Origin of the sequence: Bradyrhizobium sp. B120, assembly GCF_049075665.1 — a bacterium.
Classification (GTDB): Bacteria; Pseudomonadota; Alphaproteobacteria; order Rhizobiales; family Xanthobacteraceae; genus Bradyrhizobium.
The window spans coordinates 8,561,971-8,582,512 of record NZ_CP185242.1 but is presented as its reverse complement, the minus strand read 5'-3'; the positions used below and the strand labels follow the sequence as shown (position 1 = coordinate 8,582,512).

21 protein-coding genes and 1 riboswitch are annotated in these 20,542 nt (G+C 65.9%); of the genes, 7 read left to right on the top strand and 14 right to left on the bottom strand.

What is annotated here, in order from left to right; all coding sequences use genetic code 11:
- Window positions 1-68: 68 nt before the first annotated feature.
- Window positions 69-1,787, bottom strand: a complete 1,719-nt coding sequence (locus tag ACOIX3_RS39860) for an N-acyl-D-amino-acid deacylase family protein (protein WP_420967454.1) — start codon at window positions 1,785-1,787, stop codon at window positions 69-71.
- A 121-nt stretch (window positions 1,788-1,908) separates the two neighbouring features.
- Here ACOIX3_RS39860 and ACOIX3_RS39855 point away from each other — a divergent pair, with 121 nt between their 5' ends.
- A complete protein-coding gene (locus ACOIX3_RS39855) occupies window positions 1,909-2,064 on the top strand; it encodes a hypothetical protein (protein ID WP_420967453.1) in 156 nt (51 codons plus the stop codon).
- Between the two features lie 195 nt (window positions 2,065-2,259).
- Complete coding sequence (locus ACOIX3_RS39850) at window positions 2,260-3,828, top strand: CHAD domain-containing protein (RefSeq protein WP_420967452.1); 1,569 nt, start codon at window positions 2,260-2,262, stop codon at window positions 3,826-3,828.
- A 33-nt stretch (window positions 3,829-3,861) separates the two neighbouring features.
- On the opposite strand, the gene ACOIX3_RS39845 is transcribed toward ACOIX3_RS39850, so the two are convergent.
- Window positions 3,862-5,094: an MFS transporter gene (locus tag ACOIX3_RS39845; protein WP_420967451.1), complete on the bottom strand. Its 1,233-nt coding sequence runs from the start codon at window positions 5,092-5,094 to the stop codon at window positions 3,862-3,864.
- A gap of 222 nt (window positions 5,095-5,316) precedes the next feature.
- Here ACOIX3_RS39845 and ACOIX3_RS39840 point away from each other — a divergent pair, with 222 nt between their 5' ends.
- Window positions 5,317-6,606: a hypothetical protein gene (locus tag ACOIX3_RS39840; protein WP_420967450.1), complete on the top strand. Its 1,290-nt coding sequence runs from the start codon at window positions 5,317-5,319 to the stop codon at window positions 6,604-6,606.
- A gap of 127 nt (window positions 6,607-6,733) precedes the next feature.
- Here ACOIX3_RS39840 and ACOIX3_RS39835 read toward each other — a convergent pair whose 3' ends face one another.
- A complete protein-coding gene (locus ACOIX3_RS39835) occupies window positions 6,734-6,907 on the bottom strand; it encodes a hypothetical protein (protein WP_420967449.1) in 174 nt (57 codons plus the stop codon).
- A gap of 110 nt (window positions 6,908-7,017) precedes the next feature.
- Window positions 7,018-9,234 (bottom strand): TonB-dependent receptor, encoded by a 2,217-nt coding sequence (locus ACOIX3_RS39830; protein WP_420967448.1) that lies wholly within the window; start codon window positions 9,232-9,234, stop codon window positions 7,018-7,020.
- Between the two features lie 162 nt (window positions 9,235-9,396).
- A riboswitch (cobalamin riboswitch) is annotated at window positions 9,397-9,595 on the bottom strand.
- 112 nt (window positions 9,596-9,707) lie between these two features.
- On the opposite strand from ACOIX3_RS39830, the gene ACOIX3_RS39825 reads away from it, so the two are divergent.
- From ACOIX3_RS39825 to ACOIX3_RS39815, 3 genes are read left to right on the top strand one after another with little or no spacing between them, the layout of a single operon-like run.
- The gene (locus tag ACOIX3_RS39825; RefSeq protein ID WP_420967447.1) at window positions 9,708-10,751 is read left to right on the top strand and encodes a FecCD family ABC transporter permease; all 1,044 of its coding nucleotides are present in this window, start codon (window positions 9,708-9,710) and stop codon (window positions 10,749-10,751) included.
- Window positions 10,748-11,521, top strand: coding sequence for an ABC transporter ATP-binding protein (locus tag ACOIX3_RS39820; protein ID WP_420967446.1), 774 nt, complete (start codon window positions 10,748-10,750; stop codon window positions 11,519-11,521). The genes ACOIX3_RS39825 and ACOIX3_RS39820 overlap by 4 nt, the downstream gene beginning before the upstream one ends.
- 59 nt (window positions 11,522-11,580) lie before the next feature.
- On the top strand, window positions 11,581-12,357 hold the full coding sequence (locus tag ACOIX3_RS39815) for an ABC transporter substrate-binding protein (RefSeq protein WP_420967444.1): 777 nt from the start codon (window positions 11,581-11,583) through the stop codon (window positions 12,355-12,357).
- Window positions 12,358-12,461: 104 nt separating this feature from the next.
- On the opposite strand, the gene ACOIX3_RS39810 is transcribed toward ACOIX3_RS39815, so the two are convergent.
- The 9 genes from ACOIX3_RS39810 to soxX all read right to left on the bottom strand — a co-directional run bounded on the left by ACOIX3_RS39810 (window position 12,462) and on the right by soxX (window position 18,795).
- Window positions 12,462-13,502: an MBL fold metallo-hydrolase gene (locus ACOIX3_RS39810; protein WP_420967443.1), complete on the bottom strand. Its 1,041-nt coding sequence runs from the start codon at window positions 13,500-13,502 to the stop codon at window positions 12,462-12,464.
- 289 nt (window positions 13,503-13,791) lie between these two features.
- The gene (locus ACOIX3_RS39805; RefSeq protein ID WP_420967442.1) at window positions 13,792-14,235 is read right to left on the bottom strand and encodes a DsrE family protein; all 444 of its coding nucleotides are present in this window, start codon (window positions 14,233-14,235) and stop codon (window positions 13,792-13,794) included.
- Window positions 14,236-14,244: 9 nt separating this feature from the next.
- A complete protein-coding gene (locus ACOIX3_RS39800; protein ID WP_420967441.1) occupies window positions 14,245-14,700 on the bottom strand; it encodes a hypothetical protein in 456 nt (151 codons plus the stop codon).
- On the bottom strand, window positions 14,697-16,445 hold the full coding sequence (soxB, locus tag ACOIX3_RS39795) for a thiosulfohydrolase SoxB (protein ID WP_420967440.1): 1,749 nt from the start codon (window positions 16,443-16,445) through the stop codon (window positions 14,697-14,699). The genes ACOIX3_RS39800 and soxB overlap by 4 nt, the downstream gene beginning before the upstream one ends.
- Window positions 16,446-16,481: 36 nt before the next feature.
- Window positions 16,482-16,784, bottom strand: coding sequence for a hypothetical protein (locus ACOIX3_RS39790; RefSeq protein ID WP_420971911.1), 303 nt, complete (start codon window positions 16,782-16,784; stop codon window positions 16,482-16,484).
- A gap of 8 nt (window positions 16,785-16,792) precedes the next feature.
- Window positions 16,793-17,647 carry a sulfur oxidation c-type cytochrome SoxA gene (gene soxA, locus ACOIX3_RS39785; protein WP_420967439.1) on the bottom strand — a complete coding sequence of 285 codons (855 nt, stop codon included), beginning with the start codon at window positions 17,645-17,647 and terminating at the stop codon, window positions 16,793-16,795.
- A complete protein-coding gene (soxZ, locus tag ACOIX3_RS39780; RefSeq protein ID WP_420967438.1) occupies window positions 17,644-17,955 on the bottom strand; it encodes a thiosulfate oxidation carrier complex protein SoxZ in 312 nt (103 codons plus the stop codon). Before soxZ ends, soxA begins: the two co-directional genes overlap by 4 nt.
- Before the next feature lie 22 nt (window positions 17,956-17,977).
- The gene (gene soxY / locus ACOIX3_RS39775; protein WP_212316861.1) at window positions 17,978-18,472 is read right to left on the bottom strand and encodes a thiosulfate oxidation carrier protein SoxY; all 495 of its coding nucleotides are present in this window, start codon (window positions 18,470-18,472) and stop codon (window positions 17,978-17,980) included.
- A 32-nt stretch (window positions 18,473-18,504) separates the two neighbouring features.
- Window positions 18,505-18,795 carry a sulfur oxidation c-type cytochrome SoxX gene (gene soxX / locus ACOIX3_RS39770; protein ID WP_420971910.1) on the bottom strand — a complete coding sequence of 97 codons (291 nt, stop codon included), beginning with the start codon at window positions 18,793-18,795 and terminating at the stop codon, window positions 18,505-18,507.
- A gap of 413 nt (window positions 18,796-19,208) precedes the next feature.
- On the opposite strand from soxX, the gene ACOIX3_RS39765 reads away from it, so the two are divergent.
- Window positions 19,209-19,883, top strand: a complete 675-nt coding sequence (locus ACOIX3_RS39765; RefSeq protein WP_420967437.1) for a DUF938 domain-containing protein — start codon at window positions 19,209-19,211, stop codon at window positions 19,881-19,883.
- Window positions 19,884-19,901: 18 nt separating this feature from the next.
- On the opposite strand, the gene ACOIX3_RS39760 is transcribed toward ACOIX3_RS39765, so the two are convergent.
- Window positions 19,902-20,516 carry a TetR/AcrR family transcriptional regulator gene (locus ACOIX3_RS39760; protein ID WP_420967436.1) on the bottom strand — a complete coding sequence of 205 codons (615 nt, stop codon included), beginning with the start codon at window positions 20,514-20,516 and terminating at the stop codon, window positions 19,902-19,904.
- Between the last annotated feature and the right edge of the window lie 26 nt (window positions 20,517-20,542).

Genomic DNA, 20,542 nt, shown 5'->3' with positions numbered 1-20,542 from the left:
CCCGTCTCACATTTCGCTGCGCTCAATGTGATCCGACCCTCCCCCCTCCAGGGGAGGGTGCGTCTATCTCAATTCATCCCCTGCGCGCCGCGCACCAGCCTGCCCGGCCGTGCGCCGGTGGCCTTGCCCTCGCGCTGGGTCACTACACCTGAGACGATGGTGGCATCGTAGCCGTCGACCTGTTGCAGGAGACGGCGGCCGCCGACCGGCAGGTCGTAATGCACCTTCGGCGGATGCAGATGCAGCCGGTCGTAATCGATCACGTTGACGTCGGCCTTGAAGCCCGGCGCGATCACGCCGCGATCGGTGAGGCCGACCGACAGCGCGGTCTTGCGCGACTGCGCCGCGATCACGAACGGGATCGAGAGTTTTTCGCCGCGGCTGCGGTCGCGCGTCCAGTGCGTCAAGAGATAGGTCGGGAAGCTGGCATCGCAGATGATGCCGCAATGCGCGCCGCCGTCGGACAGGCCGGGCACGGCGCTCGGTTCGCGCAGCATCTCATGCACGGCATCGAGATTGCCGTCGGCATAATTCAGGAACGGCACATAGAGCATGCCGCGGCCCTCGTCGGTCAGCATCGCGTCATAGGCGAGCTCTTCCGGCTGGCGGCCCTGGCGGCGCGCCTGCGGGCCGAGCGCGTTTTCCGGCGGCTGCTCATAGTCCGGCGGATTGCCTAAGAGATACATCTTGTCGTAGTTGGGCCGGAAGAACAGCGGATCGTCGGTCGCGGTCGCGGTTTCGCGCAGGATCGCAGCGCGCACCTCGGGCCGGCGCAGATGCGTCAGCCGCTCGGCCAGCGGCAGCCTGGCGATTTCGCGATAGCTCGGATGGGTCTGGAACGGGTTGCGCGACAATTCGAGCCCGAGCAGCAGCCCGACCGGCCGCGCCGCGATCTGGGTCGTGATCGACAGGCCGCGGGCGGCGGCCTCATTGATGGTGTCCATGGTCTGCCGCCAGCGCCGCGGCGCCTTGTCGGCCTGGGCGACCGAGAACGAGATCGGGCACCTCGTGTTCTCGGCGACCCGCAGCATCATCGGCAGGTCTTCGTGCACGGTGCTCTGGTCGAGCACGAATTGCAGAACGCTGCGGCCGACGCCGTGCATCGCGCCGGCGATCGCGGTCAATTCATCCTCGCCCGCCTTCAGCGTCGGCGTGTAGTCGCCGGTCGAGGTGCGGTGGTTGAGCGTGCGCGAGGTCGAGAAGCCCAGCGCGCCGGATCGCACCGCATCGCCGGCGAGTGCGGCCATCGCCTTGTTGTCCTCGGGCGTGGCGGGATCGCGGCGCGCGCCGCGCTCGCCCATCACATAGACCCGGAGCGCCGCGTGCGGCAGTTGCGCACCGATGTCCATGTCGAAACTGCGCTTCGACAGCCACTCCATGTAGTCGGGGAAGCTTTCCCACGCCCAGGGAATGCCGGCGGAGAGCACCGGCTCCGGAATGTCCTCGACGCCTTCCATCAGTTCGATCAGCCTGCCGTGATCGCTCGGCCGGCACGGCGCGAAGCCGACGCCGCAATTGCCCATGATCGCGGTGGTGACGCCGTTCTGCGACGACGGCGTGATGTCCTGGCTCCAGGTCACCTGGCCGTCGTAATGGGTGTGGACGTCGACGAAGCCGGGCGCGACGAGCTTGCCGCGCGCGTCGATCTCTTCCTTGCCCTTTGCGGCGACCTTGCCGACCTCGGTGATCTTGCCGCCGGAGATCGCAACATCGGCTTCATAGAGATCGCCGCCCTTGCCGTCGGCGATATTGCCGCCGCGGATCACGAGGTCTGGGGTCGAGGTCATGGCGTTTCATCCCGGGGCTGTTCTTGGTTGCCGGCATCATGGGTGAGCCCTTGATGCTGTCAACCATCGCCGGTGAAGCTCTGGGATGCGCCGGCGATGATTTGGCCGCGGGGATTGCGCGTTGCGGAAATTTGATCCCGCCGACCGGCGGCGGGTGCGGCTGAAGCTAACCGGCCTCGCGGCCGATCATCTCGTCGAACTGTCTGCGGTTCATCTCGATGAGTTGTTGCGGATCGAGCCGCTCTTGAAGCAGGTGCTGTCGCGGCGATCGGAATGAATTCCTGCTGCGCATAACGCTTCAGCGCGGTTCTCGCGCTTGGATGGCGATGCGACCAAATCCAACTTAAAGGCGCGGTTTTAGATACAATTCGCGGCCAATGCAGGCTGCAATGGCGCGTTATGCCTTGTCATTGTCATGAAACCTTCATAGACCATGGCGGGGGCGATATCATTGAATGGACGGCGGCCGGTCGTGACCGATGCGGGGACTCCCATTGCCGTCAGGCATGGCGATCAGGCGGAAATCGAACTCAAGCTGCTTGCGCCGCAAGGAAGCCTCGAAAAACTGCGCGAGGCAGCCTGTATCGTGCAGCATGCGCGCAATCGCGGCGCATTTCACCGGCTGGAGACGGTCTACTACGACACGCCGGAGCGGCTGCTGTTTCAGCATGGCATGTCGCTGCGGGTGCGACGCAGCGGCAAGACCTTCATCCAGACGCTGAAGCTTTCGCCCAACGGCGCGCAGCCTCTGATGCGACGCCAATGGGAGGCGGCGGTTGAAGGCATCGCCCCTGATCTGGCGCGGTTCCCCGCCGACGAGATCGGCGATCCCGTGACGGCGCTGAGCAACGTTGCGCTGGTGCCGGTGTTCGCGACAAAAGTGCGCCGCCACGCGCGGCAGCTCGATCTGCCCGATGCGTCGGTTGAGATCGCATTCGACGAGGGGACGATCGAGGCCGATGCGCGCCAGGAGGTGCTGTCGGAAATCGAGCTTGAACTGAAGAGCGGCAATGCCGGCGTCCTGTTTGATCTCGGAACCCAGTTGCTCGATGCAGCACCGCTGCAGATCGGCACGCGCAGCAAGGCGGAACGCGGCTATGCGCTCGCGTTCGACGTCGCGCCATCGGCGGCGAAGGCCGAGTTGCCGGGCATCACCGCGGAGCTTGCGGTCGACGACGTCATCGCGCTGCTGGTGGGCTCCTGCTGGCACCATCTTCTGAGAAATCATGCGGTGGCCGAGCAGGGATCGGATCCCGAGGGCGTGCACCAGATGCGCGTGGCCTTGCGACGCTTGCGGACGATCTGCGCGCTGTTCCGGCGCGACATTCCATCGCCGGCATTCCTGGCGATCAACGGCGAAGCAAAATGGCTGATGCGGCAACTCGGCAAGGCGAGGGATTGGGACGTCTTCGCCGAGACGACGATCAACCGCCTGGTCAGCGCGGTTCCGGATATCGACCTGGATGGCCTCCGCCAGGCGGTTCAACAGCAACGGAAGTCGAGCTACGGGACCTTGCAAAGCGTCCTGGCTGACCCCCGATGCAGCCGCTTCCTGCTCTCGCTGGGACATCTGGTGGAACGCCGCGGCTGGCGCAACGAGATCGACAGCGAAGCGCTGGCTGTGCTGTCGCAGCCAATGCCGGTGCTCGCCGATCAAATTCTGGAACGATTGCATCGCAAGACATTGAAGCGCGGCGCGCGCTTCCGGCGGCTCGATATCCACGCGCAGCACAATCTCAGAATCAACCTCAAGAAGTTGCGCTATGCGGCGGAATTCTTCCTGCCGCTCTATGTGTCCCACGCGCCGGCGAAGCGCTACGTGAAGCGGCTCGCCGGGCTGCAGACCAGTCTGGGGCGGGTGTGCGACATCGGGAGCACGCGCGTGCTGCTCCATGCCATCCGGCAGGACGACCAGCCTGCGCTTCATCTCGGCATCGGCGCGATGGCCGGCTGGCTCGCCCGCGATCAGATCGCGATGGCGAAAACGCTGCGCAAGAGTTGGCGGCTGTTCAAGACGGTGCCCCCATTCTGGGGCCGGTGAGTCCTGCGGCGGAAGGCGATCCGCGCGGGTTGACTAACGGGGCTGCGCCTGGATCGCAAGCCCGGAGGCCTGCGGCTTGCGCTCGGTGACCAGCGCGAGCAGCACGGTCAGCACCATGAAGCCGACCGACGCGCCGAACACCCAATGCGGCATGTGCTGGTCCATGATCCAGCCGAACAGCAGCGGGCTGACGATGCCGCCGAAGTTGAAGCCGGTGGAGACGATGCCGAAGGCGCGGCCGGCCGCGCCTGGAGGCGCGGCGTTGCGCACCATCATGTCGCGGGACGGCGCGATCACGCCGCCGAGGAATCCGGCGAGCCCCATCGCGAAGGTGAGCGCCACCGGCGGCAGGTTCATCAGCGCAATCAGCAGCACCAGCACGGCATTGACCGCGAAGCAGGCCGCGGCGAGCTGGCTGTGGCGATGGGTCCAGTCGGCGAGATAGCCGCCGGCAAGCACGCCCGCGGCGCTGGCGCCGAGGAACGCGGTGAGCGCGATGTTGGCGGTCGAGAACGACGCGCCGTAGCCGCCCATCAGCGCGACCACGCCGAAATTATTGATGCCCGAGGTCGACAGGCTGAGCAGCGTGAAGAACGCCGTCAGCACCATCAGCGCCGGCGTGATCACGCTGGCCTTCGGTGCTGCGTCGTCCTTCGGCTTGTTCTTGTTGGCGCCGGCATCGGGAATACCGAGCACCATCAGGAACAGCGCCACCAGCGGGCCGACCGCGCCGGCGACGACCAGCGCGCCGAGGCCGCCGATCGAGGCGACCAGCGCCGCCATGATCGCCGGCGCCACCGCGCCGCCGAGGAAGCCGGCAAAGGTGTGGATCGAGAAGGCGCGGCCCATCCGCGCCTCGTCCATGTGGGCCGAGAGGATGGCGTAGTCAGCCGGATGATAGACGCTGTTGGCGAGGCCAAGCGCCACGGCACAGACGATCAGCGAGGTATAGCTCAGATGCAGGCCGAGCCCGATCAGCGCGCAGCCGCCGATGGTCAGCCCGATCAGCAGGATCTTGCGCGCGCCGATATGGTCCGCGAGGTAGCCGATCGGCGCCTGGGTCAGGCCCGACACCACCGCAAACACCGTCAGCGCGAACCCGAGTTCGACATAGCCGACGCCGAGCTGCTGCTTCAGGAACGGGAACAGCATCGGCAGCACGAAGATATGGAAATGGCTGACCCAATGGGCGACCGAAATCCCCGTCAACGTGCGCAGCGCGCTGTCGGCTTTCGCTTGCTGCGGTGCGGCCAGAATGTCGACCATGTCAGTGAAGCCCCAATTCCAAAGCGTTTTCGAGCGAAGTGGTCCCGGTTCGCGTGACGAAAACGCGTCAAAAAATGCCCGGCAGGGCCGGCAGAAAATAAAGGCTGGCCGCTAATTGTCCATGAACGCGGGCGCATGGCTGCCCCCGGCGCGGGCGTGCCGGATCGACACATGCGGCATTAAAGGCGGCGACAAAGTGCGGTCCTGCGGTGATGATCGGCCATGATCGACGCCAAAAAGCCGCTCCGGGTGCTTGTGTCAGAGGGCTCCAGCACCTCCGGCCGCGAGGCGATCACGATCCTGGGGCTGGCCGGCCATCACGTCGAGGTCTGTGACCCCTCGCGCTGGTGCCTGGCGCGCTATTCCCGCTTTGTCCGCAAATACCATCACTGTCCGCCGCTGCGGTCAGATCCGGCCGGCTTCCTCCGCTTCGTCGAGCTCCTGTTGGCGGCACGGCATTTCGATGTGCTGCTGCCGACCCATGAGCAGGGCTTCCTGTTCGCCCGCGCCGCGGCGCGGCTGACATCACGGACCGGCCTCGCGCTGCCGGATTTCGACAGCTATCGCGCCGTGCATAGCAAGGCCGGCTTCAGCCGGCTGCTCGACCAGCTCGGCCTGCCGCAGCCGCCGACCCGGATCGTGACGTCGGCCGACGGACTGCGCGACGGCCTGCGGTTTCCATCCGTGGTCAAGACGTCGGTCGGCACCGCAAGCCGCGGCGTCTGGTTCGTGCGCGACACGGGCGATCTCAACCGCGCGCTCTATGATCTCGAATCCGCCGGCGATTTTGCCGGCGAGGTGCTGGCGCAGGACCTCATCACCGGCACGGTCGAGAAGGCCCAGTCGGTGTTCTGCCGCGGCAGGCTGGTCGGCTTCCACGCCTACCGGCAGATCGCGGCCGGTGTCGGCGGCGGCGAGGCGATCAAGGAGAGCGTGAGCCGGCCGGCGATCCGCGCCGCGCTCGAGACCATCGGCGCGCAGCTCGGCTGGCACGGGGCACTCTCGGTCGACGTCATCATGCCGCTCGACAGCGCAACGCCGCTGCTGATCGACTGCAACCCGCGGCTGGTCGAGCCTGTCAACGCGTACCGGTCCGGCACCGATCTGGTCGATCTTCTGCTGCGCGTCTCGCTGGGCGAGACGCCGGCGCCGCTACCCGAGGGCCGTGCCGGGGTGCGGACGCATCTCGCCATGCAGGCGCTGCTCGGCAGCGCATCGCGCGACGGCACGCGGCGCGACCTGATCAGGGAATGTGGCCGCATCGCCGCGGGCGAAGGTCTTTATCGGGCGAGCTCCGAGGAATTGACGCCGGTGCGGCTCGATTGGCTCAGTGCCGTACCGCTCGCGATGACGACCGCGCTGCTGCTGGCATCGCCGCCGATCGCCGCATCGCTGGCGCGCGGCGGCTTCGGTGCGCATCTGCTGGATCGCGCAAGTATCAAGACGATCGAGGGGGAGGATTTTCTGCGAGATACCTCACCACGTCGTCCTGGCGAAAGCCAGGACCCATAACCACAGTATTGGGTTGTCGAAGAAGGCTGTGGCCCCAGCATTGCGAGACAATTGGCATTCGTGGTTATGGGTCCCGGGTCGCGCTTCGCTTGCCCGGGACGACGGGGGATGGATATCGCTCAACCCCTCACAACGGCTCGTCATCATTGCCGTAGCGATCGACCTTCGGCGTGGCGATGTCGCCGTCCTCGTAATAATCGTCGTCCTGTGGCGTCGCGGGAGGCGGAGGCTTTTTCGACTTGTCGTCGGTCTTGTCGTCGATCTTGCCGCTGCCCTTGCTCTTCTTTCCGGCCTTGGCCATGCGTTTCCCCTGCGCGGGTCAAATCATCTGCCGGAATTCTACTCCAGTTTGCGGCCGCTTGTAATATGAGGAGGTGGCACGGCGGGGTCACACCCGCCGCGCCGATAGCTCTAAAACGTCGCGCCCGCCCTGACCATGTAGGTGCGGCCGGGCAGCGGATAGGCCGAGAAGCGGCCGGCCGTGAACGAGCTCGCAATGGCGTAGTCGTAGTACAGCGCGTTGAACAGATTGTTCACGCTCAGCGACCAGAAGAAGCGGTCGACTTGCCCGCTGAGCTTGAGATCGGCGGTGGCGTTGCCGGGAATCCGGCTCTGGGTGCCGGCCTGGTCGTTGTCCATGATGCGCGAGCTCCAGGCCCGCACCGTGGCATCGAACACCAGATAGTTCTGCCAGATGTTCCAGGTCACGCCGAGATTGCCGGTGTAGCGCGACACCAGCGGCACGTCGTTGCCGGCCCAGATGCCTTCGCGGAACACGGCGCGGGTGATCGCCATGCCGCCGCGCAGGGTCACGCTGTCGCTAACCCTGAGCGAGGCGCTGGTCTCCGAGCCGTAGCGGCGGGTCGGGTCGAGGTTGACGTTGTAGAACAGCACCGGGTTGAAATGGATCTCGTTCTCGAGATCCATCAGATAGACGCTGGTCTGCACCTGAAACAGGTTGGTCTTGACCCGGAAGCCGCCCTCGACGTCCTGCGAGGTCTGGGTCTTGAGCTGGAAGTTCTGCGGAATCGGGGCGAAGGTCAGCGGGTCGAATGACGGACCCGAGGCGACGCGCTCGTCGACGTCGGGCGTGCGGAATGCGCGGGCGGCGCGGCCGAACATCGAGAAGGTGTCGGTGAAGCGATGCTCGGCGCCGACATGCAGCGCGTATTGCGTCTCGTTGCTGTCGAGCGGCGCCGCCTGTGTGTCGAACGCAAACGGCGCACTCGGATCGTAGCGATCGCGTGCCGACACGCTGGTGTTCTGGACGCGCGCGCCGTAGGAGAAGTCGGTTGTCGGCAGCAGGCCGATCGTATGCTGCCAGTACCCGGCCACGGTCTGCTGCTCGATATTGTAGATGTGGGTGGGATCGACGCCTTGATAGGCGCCACGCGCTTCGCGGAATGTCGAATCGTAATAGTCGATGCCGGTCAGGATCGTCGACGGCATGCCCAGCATCACGTTCTTGACGCTGAGCCGCGGCGTGATCGACCAGGTCTGCAGCGCGGCATCATTGTAGGTCGAGGCGAAGCTGATGGTCGGCACGGTGCCGAAGAAGCCGCTTTGCGTCTCGCGCTGGCGCCAGCCGCCGTCGACGATGAGGTCGACGCCATACATCAGCGTCTTGGTGAAGCCGGTGGTGACGCTGGCGGTCTGCTGGTTGGCATAGTCGAAGGGTGTCGCGGCGCCGCGGCGATCGGTGAGCAGCTCGTTGACGCCGATCGACGGATCGACCAGCCGTCCGCCGGGCAGGCCGAGCTTCTGGTCGCTGCCGGTGACGGTGAGGAAGGCGGCGAGATCCGATGTCGTGTAGTTGACGTTGCCGACGGCGTTGCGCTGGTCGAGCGCGTTGTTGACGCGGTAGCCGTCGGACTTGATGCCGTTGCCGTAGAACGAGGTCGACCACGGGCCCGCATTGAGCGCTGCGGAGACCGCGGCCATGCGGGTGTTGAACGAACCGAAACCGCCTTCGGCCCGGATCGTGGCCGGCGGACCGCCGGCGCCGGTCTTGGTGATGATGTTGACCACGCCGCCCACCGCGTTGTCGCCGTAGAGCACCGCGCCGCTATTGCCGCGCGTGATCTCGATGCGCTCGATCGAATCGAGCGGGATCGTAGTGAGATCGAAGCCGGCCTTGTCGACGTCGTTGAGGCGTCGGCCGTTGAGCAGGAACAGGGTGTTGTCGGAGGCGAACGCGCCGAAGCCGCGCAGGTCGACCGCGGTCTTGGCGCCGTTCGGCCCGCCGTAAAGCGTTTGCAGCTGCACGCCGGGTACCTGCGCGAGAATCTCGGGCAGCGATTGCACCGGCGAATGCGCGATGTCGTCGGCGGTGATCACGGTCGAGGAAGAGCCGACGATGCCGGCGAACTGCCGGCCGCCGCCACCTGTGCCGCCCGTTCCGGTGGCCGGTCCAGTCCCTGTCGTGCTCGATCCTGCTCCGCTGTCCACATTGTTGCCTTGCGTGGTGCCCGGCGCCGGGCGGCGCGGCGCCCGCGCTTCGTCAGCGCCCGGCTTGGCGCGCGTCAAATTCTGGTCGCCGGGTCTGGTGATTTCGATCGCCGGCAGCTGATTGGGAGAGGGCGCCTGCTGCGCCCGTGCGGTCGAGGGAACGATTGTCGGCGCAATCATCGTCGACGCGAGCAAAAGCGCGCGGCGGCGCCGGGGGGAAGAGTTGGAGAACATCTAAGTGAGACCTCGGTAACGTCAGTGGCACGTCACCGCGAACCAGTCTCACCATGCGCTCTCGCATCAGGTGAAGCTCATGCCTGTACTCCCCGACCGGCATCTTCGCGTGTGACCACGGCTGACGGCAGGTCTCCTGGCTCGCGGGTCGTTACCCTTCGTCGCCTTCCCAGGACCGAGATTCCCAGTGGCATCTGACGAAGGATTCACCGCATACAGTTGCGGGGGCAGCCGCGGCGTTGGGGAAGTTTCCCCGCACCGCATTCCCTTTTCATCTCGTGAAAGAACCGTCATGTTCATCTAGGGTTCGGCTCGGCAGCAATGTCAACCCGGCGGACGTCGGGCAGCGGTCGCGCGGCTACGGTTTTTGGCGGGTGTCGCTTGCCTGCCACGGCGATCGCTGTAAGAGCATGGATCCAATGAGCGTGCAGGATTTTACCTTGGCGGCCGAGGTCGCGGCGCGGCGCCGGTGGAGCGCCACCGCGGCGCTGCTCGCGCTCGTGGTGCTGCTGCTGGTGCTCTCGCTCGGCATCGGGCCGGTGCGGCTGTCGCCGCTTGCGGTGATCGAGGCGCTGTTCGGCGGCGGCAGCGACGTGGCGCAGGTGATCGTGCGCGAGATCCGGTTGCCGCGCACCATTCTGGCGTTCGCGATCGGCGGTATTCTCGGGCTATCGGGTGCAGCGCTGCAGGGACTGCTGCGCAATCCGCTGGCCTCGCCGTCGCTGTTCGGCGCGCCGCAATCGGCGGCATTCGGCGCGGTGCTGGTGATTGCGCTGGGCCTCGCCGATGTGCGGTCCTATGCACTGCCGGTGGTGGCGATCATCGCCGCGTTCGCCTCGGTGTTCGCGCTGCTCGCGATCGCCGGCCGGAATGCCGGGCTGCTGATTCTGATCCTCGCGGGACTCGCGATCTCGAGCTTTGCCGGAGCTGCGACGGCGCTGGTGATGAATCTCTCCAGCAATCCGTTCGTGGTGCTGGAGATCGCATTCTGGCTGCTCGGCTCGCTGGAGGACCGCAGCTTCCAGCACGTGGCGCTGGCGCTGCCCTTCATCATCGCGGGCGCGGCCGTCCTGCTCAGCCAGGCGAACGCGTTCCGCGCGCTGACGCTCGGCGAGGAGGCGGCGCAGAGCCTCGGCGTCGATGTCGGACGCCTAAGGTTGCTCGTGATCGCGGGGACTGCGCTCGGCGTCGGCGGCGCGGTCGCGGTGTCAGGCACGATCGGCTTCATCGGTCTCATTGCGCCGCATCTGATGCGCCCTCTGATCGGTCACGATCCGGCGCGTTTGCTGGTGCCGAGCGCGCTCACCGGCTCGGCGCTGCTGCTCGCGGCCGATATCGCGGTGCGCATCATCCCTTCGACCTCGGACATCAAGGTCGGCGTGCTGACCTCGATCATCGGCGTGCCGTTCTTCCTCTATCTGATCATGCGCGAACGCCGCGCGCTCGGCGGAGGCGTGGCATGACGCTGCTGTCCGCCACCGCGCTCAACGCCTCGCTCGGCAGCCGCGAAGTGCTGCACGATGTTTCGCTATCGCTGGAAGCGGGCCATCTGGTCGCGCTGGTCGGCCCGAACGGCGCGGGCAAGACCACGCTGCTGCGCGCGCTGGCCGGGCTGATCCCCTCCGACGGCGAGATCAGGATCGGCGGCGACGCGCTGGCGTCGCTGCCGCTGCGCGAGCGGGCGAAGCGTTTCGCGTATCTGCCGCAGGGGCACATGGTGCATTGGCCGCTGCCGGCCCGCGATATCGTGGCGCTCGGCCGCTATCCACATGGCGCGACCGATCCGGCGCGGCTGTCGCCGAAGGATATCGAGGCGGTGCTGCGGGCGATGCAGGCGGTCGACGTCACCGAGTTCGGCGATCGCCGCGTCACCGAGCTCTCCGGCGGCGAGCGCAGCCGGGTCGCACTGGCCCGGGTGCTGGCGGTGGAGGCGCCGGTGATCCTCGCCGACGAGCCGACCGCCTCGCTCGATCCGCGTCACCAGATCGACGTGATGCAGAAGCTGCGCAACGTCGCCGACACCGGCGTGCTGGTCATCGTGGTGACCCACGATCTCGGGCTCGCCGCGCGCTTTGCCGACCACGTGCTGGTGCTGTCGGAGGGCCGGCTGGCGGCGCAGGGCGCGCCGGCTGAAGCGTTGTCGGAAGCAGTTCTCGCCAGCGTGTTCCGGGTCAGCGCCTACCGCGCTGAATTCCAGCGCGAAGCCGTCATCGTGCCATGGGCGGATGTCTGATGCGCACGCGGCGTCTCGCAGCTTTGGCCGCGGCGGCATGGCTGATGTCGTGCGGCCCCATGTCCGCCGCTGGACCGCGTATCGTCTCGATGAATGTCTGCAGCGACCAGCTCGTGCTGTCGCTGGCCGGTCCGGACCAGATCCTTGGCCTCAGCCGCTTTTCGCGCGATGCCTGGCAATCCTGGGCCGCCGAGAAAGCGCGAAACTATCCGCGCCTGTCGGGCGGGGCCGAGGATGTGCTGCTGCTCAAGCCCGACCTTGTCGTCGTCAGCCTGTTCGATAGGCGCGCGACGCGCGATCTCTTGAAGGCGCAGGGGCTGCACCTCGTCGAGTTCACCGTGCCGCGCACGCTGGACGAGGTGAGGGACCAGATCCGTGCGATGGGCGATGTGGTGCAGCATCCGGATCGGGCAAGGGCCGAGATCGCGCGCCTCGATGCGGCGATCGCGCGGGCGCGGGCGGTGGCGAGCGCCCATCATTATCGCGTGCTGCCGCTGGAGCGGCGCGGCTTTGTCTCGGGCGACAGCAGCCTGATCAGTTCGCTGCTGGCGGCGACCGGCTTCACCAATGCGGCCGGCGAGCTCGGGCTCGACGCGGGCGGGTTTGCTTCGCTGGAGGCGATCGTGAAACTGCGGCCGGATTTCATCCTGGTGTCGGAGGCCGGCGACCGCGCCGAGGACGAGGGCCGCGCCTTCCTGCTGCATCCGGCGCTGGAGCGCTTCTATCCGGAGAGCAAGCGCATCGTGCTGCCCGAGCGGCTCACGGTGTGCGGCGGCGTGATGCTGGCTGATGCGCTGGACCGCTTGACGGAAGAACTCAAGCGGGTGACGCGGTAGCGACGTAGATCGCGTAGCCCGGATGGAGCGAAGCGCAATCCGGGAAAGTCGTTCCGCGGAAGGATTGGCCCCGGATTTCGCTGCGCTTCATCCGGGCTACGAGATTATCCCATCACCACCGGCCCGCCGGCCTTCTTCCACGCATCCATGCCGCCCTCGATATGGGCGGTGTTCGCCAGCCCGGCCTTCTTCGCGGCCGCCACCGCCATCGCGGAGCGCTCGCCGAAGGCGCAGAAGAACACGACGCGGCGGCCGGTCGCGGCCGCGACTTCGCGCAGCATGCCGCCGGGCTGCAAGGTGGCGCAAATCCCAGGATAGGGCGCGTGCAGCGCGCCCGCGAGCGTGCCGTGCTTGGCGCGCTCGCCGCTCTCGCGCAGATCGACCAGCAGGATATCGGGCCGGCCGAGGCTCGCGATGGCGTCGCGCGCATTGAGAGAGAGGCCTTCCTTGGCCAGCTCGTCCTGGTGCAGGCCGACATGCATGTTGGCGGGCACCACCACGTCCATCAGCTTCGGGTTCGGCAAATTGAGGTTGTTCATCAGCTCGACATAGTCGTCGATTGATTTCACCTGCAGCCGCGGATTGTAACGCTTCTCCTCGCCGATGGTGGAGACGGTGTCGCCCTTGTAGTCATGCGCGGGGAATACCAGGGTTTCCTCGGGTAGCTTCAGCAGGCGGTTGAAGATCGAATCATACTGCGCCCGCGCGCTGCCGTTCTGGAAATCGGTGCGGCCGGTGCCGCGGATCAACAGCGTATCGCCGGTGAAGACGCGGTCGCCCATCAGATAGCTGTAGGAATCGTCGGTGTGGCCGGGCGTGTACAGCGCCTCGAGGCAAAGACCTTCGATCGTCACTCTGTCGCCGTCGGAGACCCGCATCGAGACCACGTCGGCCTTGCTCTGCTCGCCCATGATGGTGATGCACTGGGTGCGGTCGCGCAGCTCGCCGAGGCCGGTGACGTGGTCGGCGTGGAGATGCGTATCGACGGCCTTGACCAGCCGGAGGTCGAGTTCCTGCAGCAGCTTGCAGTAGCGGTCGGCCTTCTCCAGCACCGGATCGAGGATCAGCGCCTCGCCGCCAGCGCGGCTCGCGAGCAGATAGCTGTAGGTGCCGGACACGCTGTCGAAGAGCTGGCGAAAGATCATGACGGCTTACCTGTTCTCCGGGTCGAGTCGTGAAGAGGATATTATTCCATAGATAGGGTCGATTCAAAGTAAATCCATCCCCGTGCGACTCCCGGCCCCGTCACCCTGAGGAGGCTGCGCAGCAGCCGTCTCGAAGGGTGGACGGCCCGGGTCGTTCCACGGAAGGAATGGCAGCGCGCGGAGGCGTCGGGGCCGTGCATCCTTCGAGACGCCGCTTCGCGGCTCCTCCAGCGACAAAGGCGAAGCCTTTGCGCGGGGATGACGGGCTATGCTCCGCAGTTTTGGAGCCTCACGGCCGAACGTAACTCCAGCCCTGTTCCTGCAGCTCCATCAGATGGACCACACCTGACGGTACGATGGTGGCATCCGGGACGACGGAGATCGCGTGGCCTTCGGCCTTCTCCATGCCCTGCCTGGTGTTGTCGCAGGCGGAGAACTGGATCTTGCCCGGGAAGACGAAATCCTTGAGCCGCCTGATGCGATCCTGCACCGGCGAGGTATCGCTGCGCAGCATATGCACGCCGGGGCCGTAGGTGACGATGTCGACCTCCACGTCCTCGTTCCTGGCGCGGTAATATTCGATCACGTTGGTCGCGTTGTTGAGCGCGAGATTCATGATCTGCGGGTCGTTCTGGTCGACCTGGATCGCGATGTGGTGCGGCTTGTCGGCGGCGAGTGCGCCGGTTGCGAAGGCGAGCGAAAGCGCGGCCACAGTGACGAGACGGCGAAGCATGGAGGACTCCTAGGGACGGACCAGCGTGTAGCCGCTCTCGGTGAGAAGCAGGATCTGCGCGACGCCGACCTGCACGGGGGTGGCGGCGGCGATGTAGTCCGGCCGCTTGCCGGTGTCGCGCTCGATGGTGTCGACGGTGTTGAGGCAGATGTCGACCCGCGCGCCCTGCGCGACCAGGCTCTCGACCAGCTTGCGGTTGGCATTGTCGGGCCTGAGCAGGTCGATGCCCGGGCCGAAGGCGACGATCTCGACCGCGACCTTGTCGGGGTCGTAGTGCTTCATCAGATTGTTGGCGACACTGATGACCAGGCCCTGCTTCTTCGGATCGTTGTCGGACAGCTGCAGCACGACCTTGTGCTCGGCGAACGGCTTGTCCTGCAACGGCGCGAGCTGGGCGCGGGCCGGCGGTGTCGCCAGTGCGACCGCCGCAAGGCCGAGCGCGGCGATGAACGCGCGCCGCCTCATCCGTGCCTCGCAATGCCCGGGTTGTCCTCGACGCCTTTCAGCGTCACGCCGGGTTCGTCGCGGTTCGGCGGCCGGCCGGAGCGCATATGCTTGGCCACGACATCCCAGATCGGCGCGCCGGTCTGCTGATTGACCGAGGCCCAGCCCGCGACCTTGTAATGCTTGCCGGCATCGAGATGCTTGCCGTTGCCGAGCTTCAGCTCGGAGATGCGCTTGCCGACGCTCTCGCCCGGCGTGCAGGTGTAGGCGAGGCCGCCGACGCGGACCATGTCGCCGCCCTGCTGATAATAAGGATCGACGTTGAACAAATTGTCGCAGACGTCTTCCAGCACATCCTTGATCTGGCTGCCGGTCATCGTCGCGATGTAGGTCTCGGGATAGGTGATCGCGGTTTCTGACAGCACGTCCTCCATGGTCAGCGGCTGGCCGGCGAGCGTGGTGAGGCCCCAGCGGAAGCCCGGCGACAGCGCGATCTCGGCGTTGAGCTCGTTCAGCAGCGCATCGCAGATCAGCTGGTCGACGGTGCCGGTGAAATTGCCGCGCCGGTAGAGCAGGCGATCGGCCGTGCCGAGCTTGTCGCTCCATTCGTCGGCATGCGGATCGCGCATCTTGTCGATCAGCGTCTGCATCGCCGGATCGGGCTTCAGGAGCTCGGCGAACACCGGCAGCAGGCGGTAGCGGACATTGGCGACCTTGCCCTTGGCGAGTTCGAGATCGAGCACGCCGATGAACTTGCCGTTGGAGCCGGCATTGGTGACCAGCGTGACGCCGCCGGCATTGGTCACCGTGATCGGGATCGGGATCGCGTCATGGGTGTGGCCGCCGAGGATGACGTCGATGCCGGTGACGCGGCTGGCGAGCTTGAGGTCGACGTCCATGCCGTTATGCGACAGCAGGATCACCGCCTCGACCTTGTCGTTGTTGCGATGGCCGTCGACGAGTTTTTGCAGCTCCTCGTCGCGGATGCCGAACTTCCAGTCCGGCGTGAAGCGCTTGGGATGCGCGATCGGCACATAGGGGAAGGCCTGGCCGATGATCGCAACACGATGGCCGCCGATCTCCTTGATCGTGGACGGCTTGAACACCCGCCCGGAGGCCGGATCGAACGCCTTGGCGTCGTTGAACGCGGCTTCCTCGGTCAGGAACACGTTCTGCGCCAAAAACTCGCCCTTGAAGCGCGAGAGATTGTCGCGCAGCACCTCTTCGCCATAGGTGAATTCCCAATGCCCGGTCATCGCCTCGATGCCGAGCAGGTTCGCGGCCTCCACCATGTCGGCGCCGTTCATGGCATTGGCGAGTCCGGTGCCCTGCCAGAGGTCGCCGCCGTCGAGCAGGATCGAGCGCTTTTCGCCGACATCGGCGCGCAGCTTGTCGATCAGCGTCTTCAGATGGGCAAAGCCGCCGAGCCGGCCGAAGCGGACGGCGGCCTTCTCGAACTCGACGCAGGTGTAGGCATAGGCATCGGCGCTGTCGGGCCGGATGCCGAAACGGTCGAGGAATGCCTTGCCGACCAGGTGCGGCGGCTGGCCGGCCATCGCGCCGACGCCGATATTGACGCCGGGCTCGCGGAAGAACACCGGCTTCAGCTGCGCATGGGTGTCGGTCATGTGCAGGATGCGGGCGTTGCCGAAGCGTTCGAAGTCGTAGACGCTGGCGGTATCGGCGCTGCGCGCGAGGCGGGGCAGGCCGGCCGCAAACGTCGCGGCGGCCGAAGCTTTCAGGAAATCCCGGCGGCGGATGATCATCACTCTCTCCGCGCGGCCCCCGTGGCCTGCGCGCCTTTAGCGAACTTCCATGTCTTTCCAGCGTTCCTTTTCGCTGGTGGCCTGGAAGATCGATGCCTTTGCCAGCGCCTCGGCCTCCTTAGCCTGGGCGACTGCGGTGTCGAAATCACCAGCCTCACCGGCCTTTTTTGCGGCGGATAGCGTCGAGGCTGTCGTGGTCCACTGGTTGCGCAGCAGGCCTGCTTCCTTGTTGGCGGCTTCAGCCGCGGCGTAGGCCGCCTTGTAGTCGGCTTCGGAGGCGGCGAGGGCTGTGGTCACCGTTGCGATCAGCAGGGCCGACGCCGCGAAGATGGCTCTCATCGCCGCGCTCATGGCCTTGCTCCCGGCCCCGAGATCGGCAGGCCATTGCTGACATAGGACAGGTAATATTCGAGGTTGCGGTACTCGTCGTCCTGCGGATTGAGCGGCACGCCGCGGATCTGGCTGTTGCAGGTGGTGAAGCGGCGGCTGGTGGTGCCCATGCCTGACCATTCCGAGCGGTAGATCGGCATCGCGTTCAGGATGCCGAGCGCCGGCGCCAACACCTCGGCGCGGATCCGCTCGCCCGGGCTCTGGATGTGGCAGGTGGCGCAGGAGAAATTGAGTTGGCCGCGGCGGGTGTAGAAATACTCCTTGCCCTTCTGATAGGCCTCCAGCGCGCGCGGATCGTCCGGGATCTTGATGTCCATCGGCTTGCCGCGCGAGGTGAAGGCCATGTAGGCGGTGAGCGCCGCCATGTCGTCCTTCACATAGGAGAACGGCGCCTCGCCATTGGCCTCGCGGCAACGGTTGAGCGCGAGCTCGAGCGTGACGACCTTGCCTTCCTTCTCGTCGAAATATGGATAGTTCTGGCGGATGCCGATGCCCTGGTTCGGGAAGCAGTCGGCGTAGGTCTTGCCGTTCTTGAACGGCGTCGAGAACATTTCCTTGCCGGCCTCGAGCGAGAACTCGTAGGGCGGAAACTGCTCCTTCTCTTCCCACTGCTTGTGCAGGTCCTCATTCATCGAATAGGGACCGTTGACGAAATCCTCGGGCTTCAGCTTGGGGAATTTGTTGGTGAAGAATTTCTGGAAGGCGGCCTTGTCGGCGGCGGGATCGACGGCGCCGGCTGCGTGCGCGGCCGGCGCCAGCATACCGAGCGCCAGCGCCGCGATTGCTGCGCGGATTGCGAAGCGCCGCGTCATTGAATCTTCGCCGTGGTGGTGTCGGTCGCGCCCTTGTTGTCAGTCCAGCTGACCTTCAGGTCGTCGCCCTTCTTGCCGCCCTTGAAGGCGAACTTGACATAGGGATCCTTGGAGACGCCGCCGCCCCAGTCGGCGACGAACACCGGCTTGCCGTCATACTCGAAGGTCAGCACCTGGATGAAATGCGGCGGGATGATCTCGCCCTTGGCGTCCTTGACGAAGCCGGAATCCATCGGATGCTGGATCAGCGCCTGCACCTCGGTGGTGTCGCCGTTTGACGTGGCGCGCACGCGAATGCTCGATGCCATCTGGTTTATCCCTTGATTGAGCTCAGCCGCCGCAGCCGCCGACGGTGACCTTGATTTCCTTTTGGGCGCTGTAGAGCTTGCCGCCGGCCTCGACAATCACGGTGACGTTGCTGGTCTTGGCCATCTTGATGCGGTTGGCGACGCTCGGCAGCGTGCCGGCCGGAATCCTGTACGTCGCGATCAGCGAGATCGGGTTCTCGCTGACCAGGAACGAGATCGAGGTGACGTCGGCTAGCGTCGTGGTGGCGGAGATCGGCACGACAGCGCCGTTCTCGGCGATCTCGGGTGCGTCCATCTTGACCTTGTCCGAGGGCTCGGCGGTCTTGCCGTAGAGCGCCTTGATCGCATCGGCCTCGTTCTTCTGCTTGAACGCCTCTTCCGGATATTTGTCGTTGGCGGCGGCGAGCGCCTGCGGCACGTCGAACGGAATGACGCCCAGGCCGATCAGCGCGGCGACGCCCGCGCCCTTCAACACCAGGCGGCGCGTTCCGGAAAATTCGCTGGTCGTGATGTTCATCGAAAGAATCTCCTCAAGCTGATGTCGCCGCGTCACAGCGTCTGCAGGAAGTCCACCACCGCGCCGATTTCCTTCTCGCTCAAAATCCGGTTTCGGCCGAACGGCGGCATCACCGTCTGCGGGTTGCGCTTGGTCTCGTCGGTCACGATCGCGATCAGCTCGTCGCGGTTGTACTTCGCCTTGAGGCCGGTCAATTCGGGGCCGATCGTGCCGGGCAGCTCGCCGCCCTTGATGACATGGCAGGTCAGGCAATTGCCCTTGCCGCGGTCGAAGGCGAGCTTCTGGCCCTCGGCGGCGGACTGGGCCTGCGCGGGCGCGGCCATGGCGGTACCCGCCAGCAGCGCCAGGACGAGGGCTGGCTTGAAGAAAGTGGCGATCAAGGACGTTTCCCGGGCTTCAATCTCGATGATCCCATCGCAATATAAAGAGTGGAAAGCACAAAGGCCATCGGCTGGCAACTCGGAGAATAGGCGCGTTGCGACGGGGTTAATGCCAGAGAGGTGGTCAGCACAGACGAGATTAGACCCGTCATCCCCGCGCAACGGCTTTGCCGTTGTCGCTGGAGGAGCGCGCTCTTGCGGCGTCTCCAAGGGTCGACGGCCACCATCGGGGCCGTGAATCCTTCGAGACGCGCTACACGCTCCTCAGGAGGACGGGTTGGGCAGTTTCGCGATGCTAGTTCCGCTTTTGCCGGCTGCAGCGGCGCGGTCTACTTTCGGCTAACAGGAGAAGCGTAGTGGCGGAGTTTGTGGTGGAGTTCGGCAAGGACGGCAGGCCGGTCGAGGCGGATGGGCGGCTCGACGCGGCGGCATTCCACCGCAATCACCAGCCGATCTGGGCGGTCCTGAAGGATTACCTTGCCGGCCGATCCGGCGACGTGCTGGAAGCCGGCAGCGGTACCGGCCAGCATGTCGTTTATTTCGCCGGCCAGACGCCCGACATCATTTGGTGGCCGAGCGACCTCCATGCCGCGCACCTGCGCAGCATCGAAGCCTGGCGCGCGCATGCCGGCCTTGCCAACATCCAGCCGCCGCAGCCGATCGATTTGTCAGACCCTGCCTGGTCGCCGGCGCCAGCGGACGGCAAAGGTCCGGACAAACTGCTCGCGATCTTCTGCGCCAATGTGATCCACATCGCGCCGTGGCGCGTCGCCGAGGGCCTGTTCGCCGGCGCCGCGCGGCATCTGCGCGCCGACGGTCGGCTGTTCCTCTACGGCCCGTTCAAGCGCGGCGGCAAGCACACCGCGCTCAGCAACGCCGTGTTTGACACCTCGTTGCGCGAACGCGACGCCGAATGGGGCGTCCGCGACATCGCCGATCTCGAGACGCTTGCGGAGAGCGTCGGGCTGAAGCTGGCCGCGACGTTCGAGTTGCCGGCCAACAACATGATCCTGATGTTTGTGCGGCGATAGCCGCGCGCGCGGGGTTGATTACGCTTCTGCGAGGCGACGCGCGATCAATTCGACCGAGAAACTGAGGAAGTCGCGATTGTCGAGACCTTTGGAGTCCTCGGCGACGCTGGCCAGCAAGGCGTCGCCTGCCAATGCGGCTTGCATGTGGGCCGCACTCAGGAGTGCGATGGCGTACTGCGTGTCAGAAAGCCTCGGCGTGGGCCGTTTGGCTTTGCGCGCGGCCTCGATCCGCGCCCGATGAACCCGTTCCACCAGCGGCTTGAACATGCCGGATCCCGTTGGTCGCCATCCGGCCAAGCTGAGCCAGACCGCGAGCCTTGCGGCCCGTTCGTCCGCGTAGGCGCGCTGAAAGAGGCGGCTGAGGGCAGCGACGTCGATCTCGTCGGGCGCCCAGGACTCGATGGTCGTCGCGATATCGTCCACCAGTCGGCGGCCGATGCGGCGCAGGAGCGCGTCCATCAGGGCTTCCCTTGTGCCGAAGTGGTAATGGATGGCCGCATCGGTCATGCCGAGATCGGCGGCGATGCGCTGGATGCGCACGCCCTCGGGGCCCTCATCGTGCAGTCGCCGTTCCGCGGCATCCAGGATCGCGAACTTCGCCGCTTGCGGCGTTCGTCGTTGTCGCGTGGCCATTGACTTCCCGCATCTCGTGAGTCTTA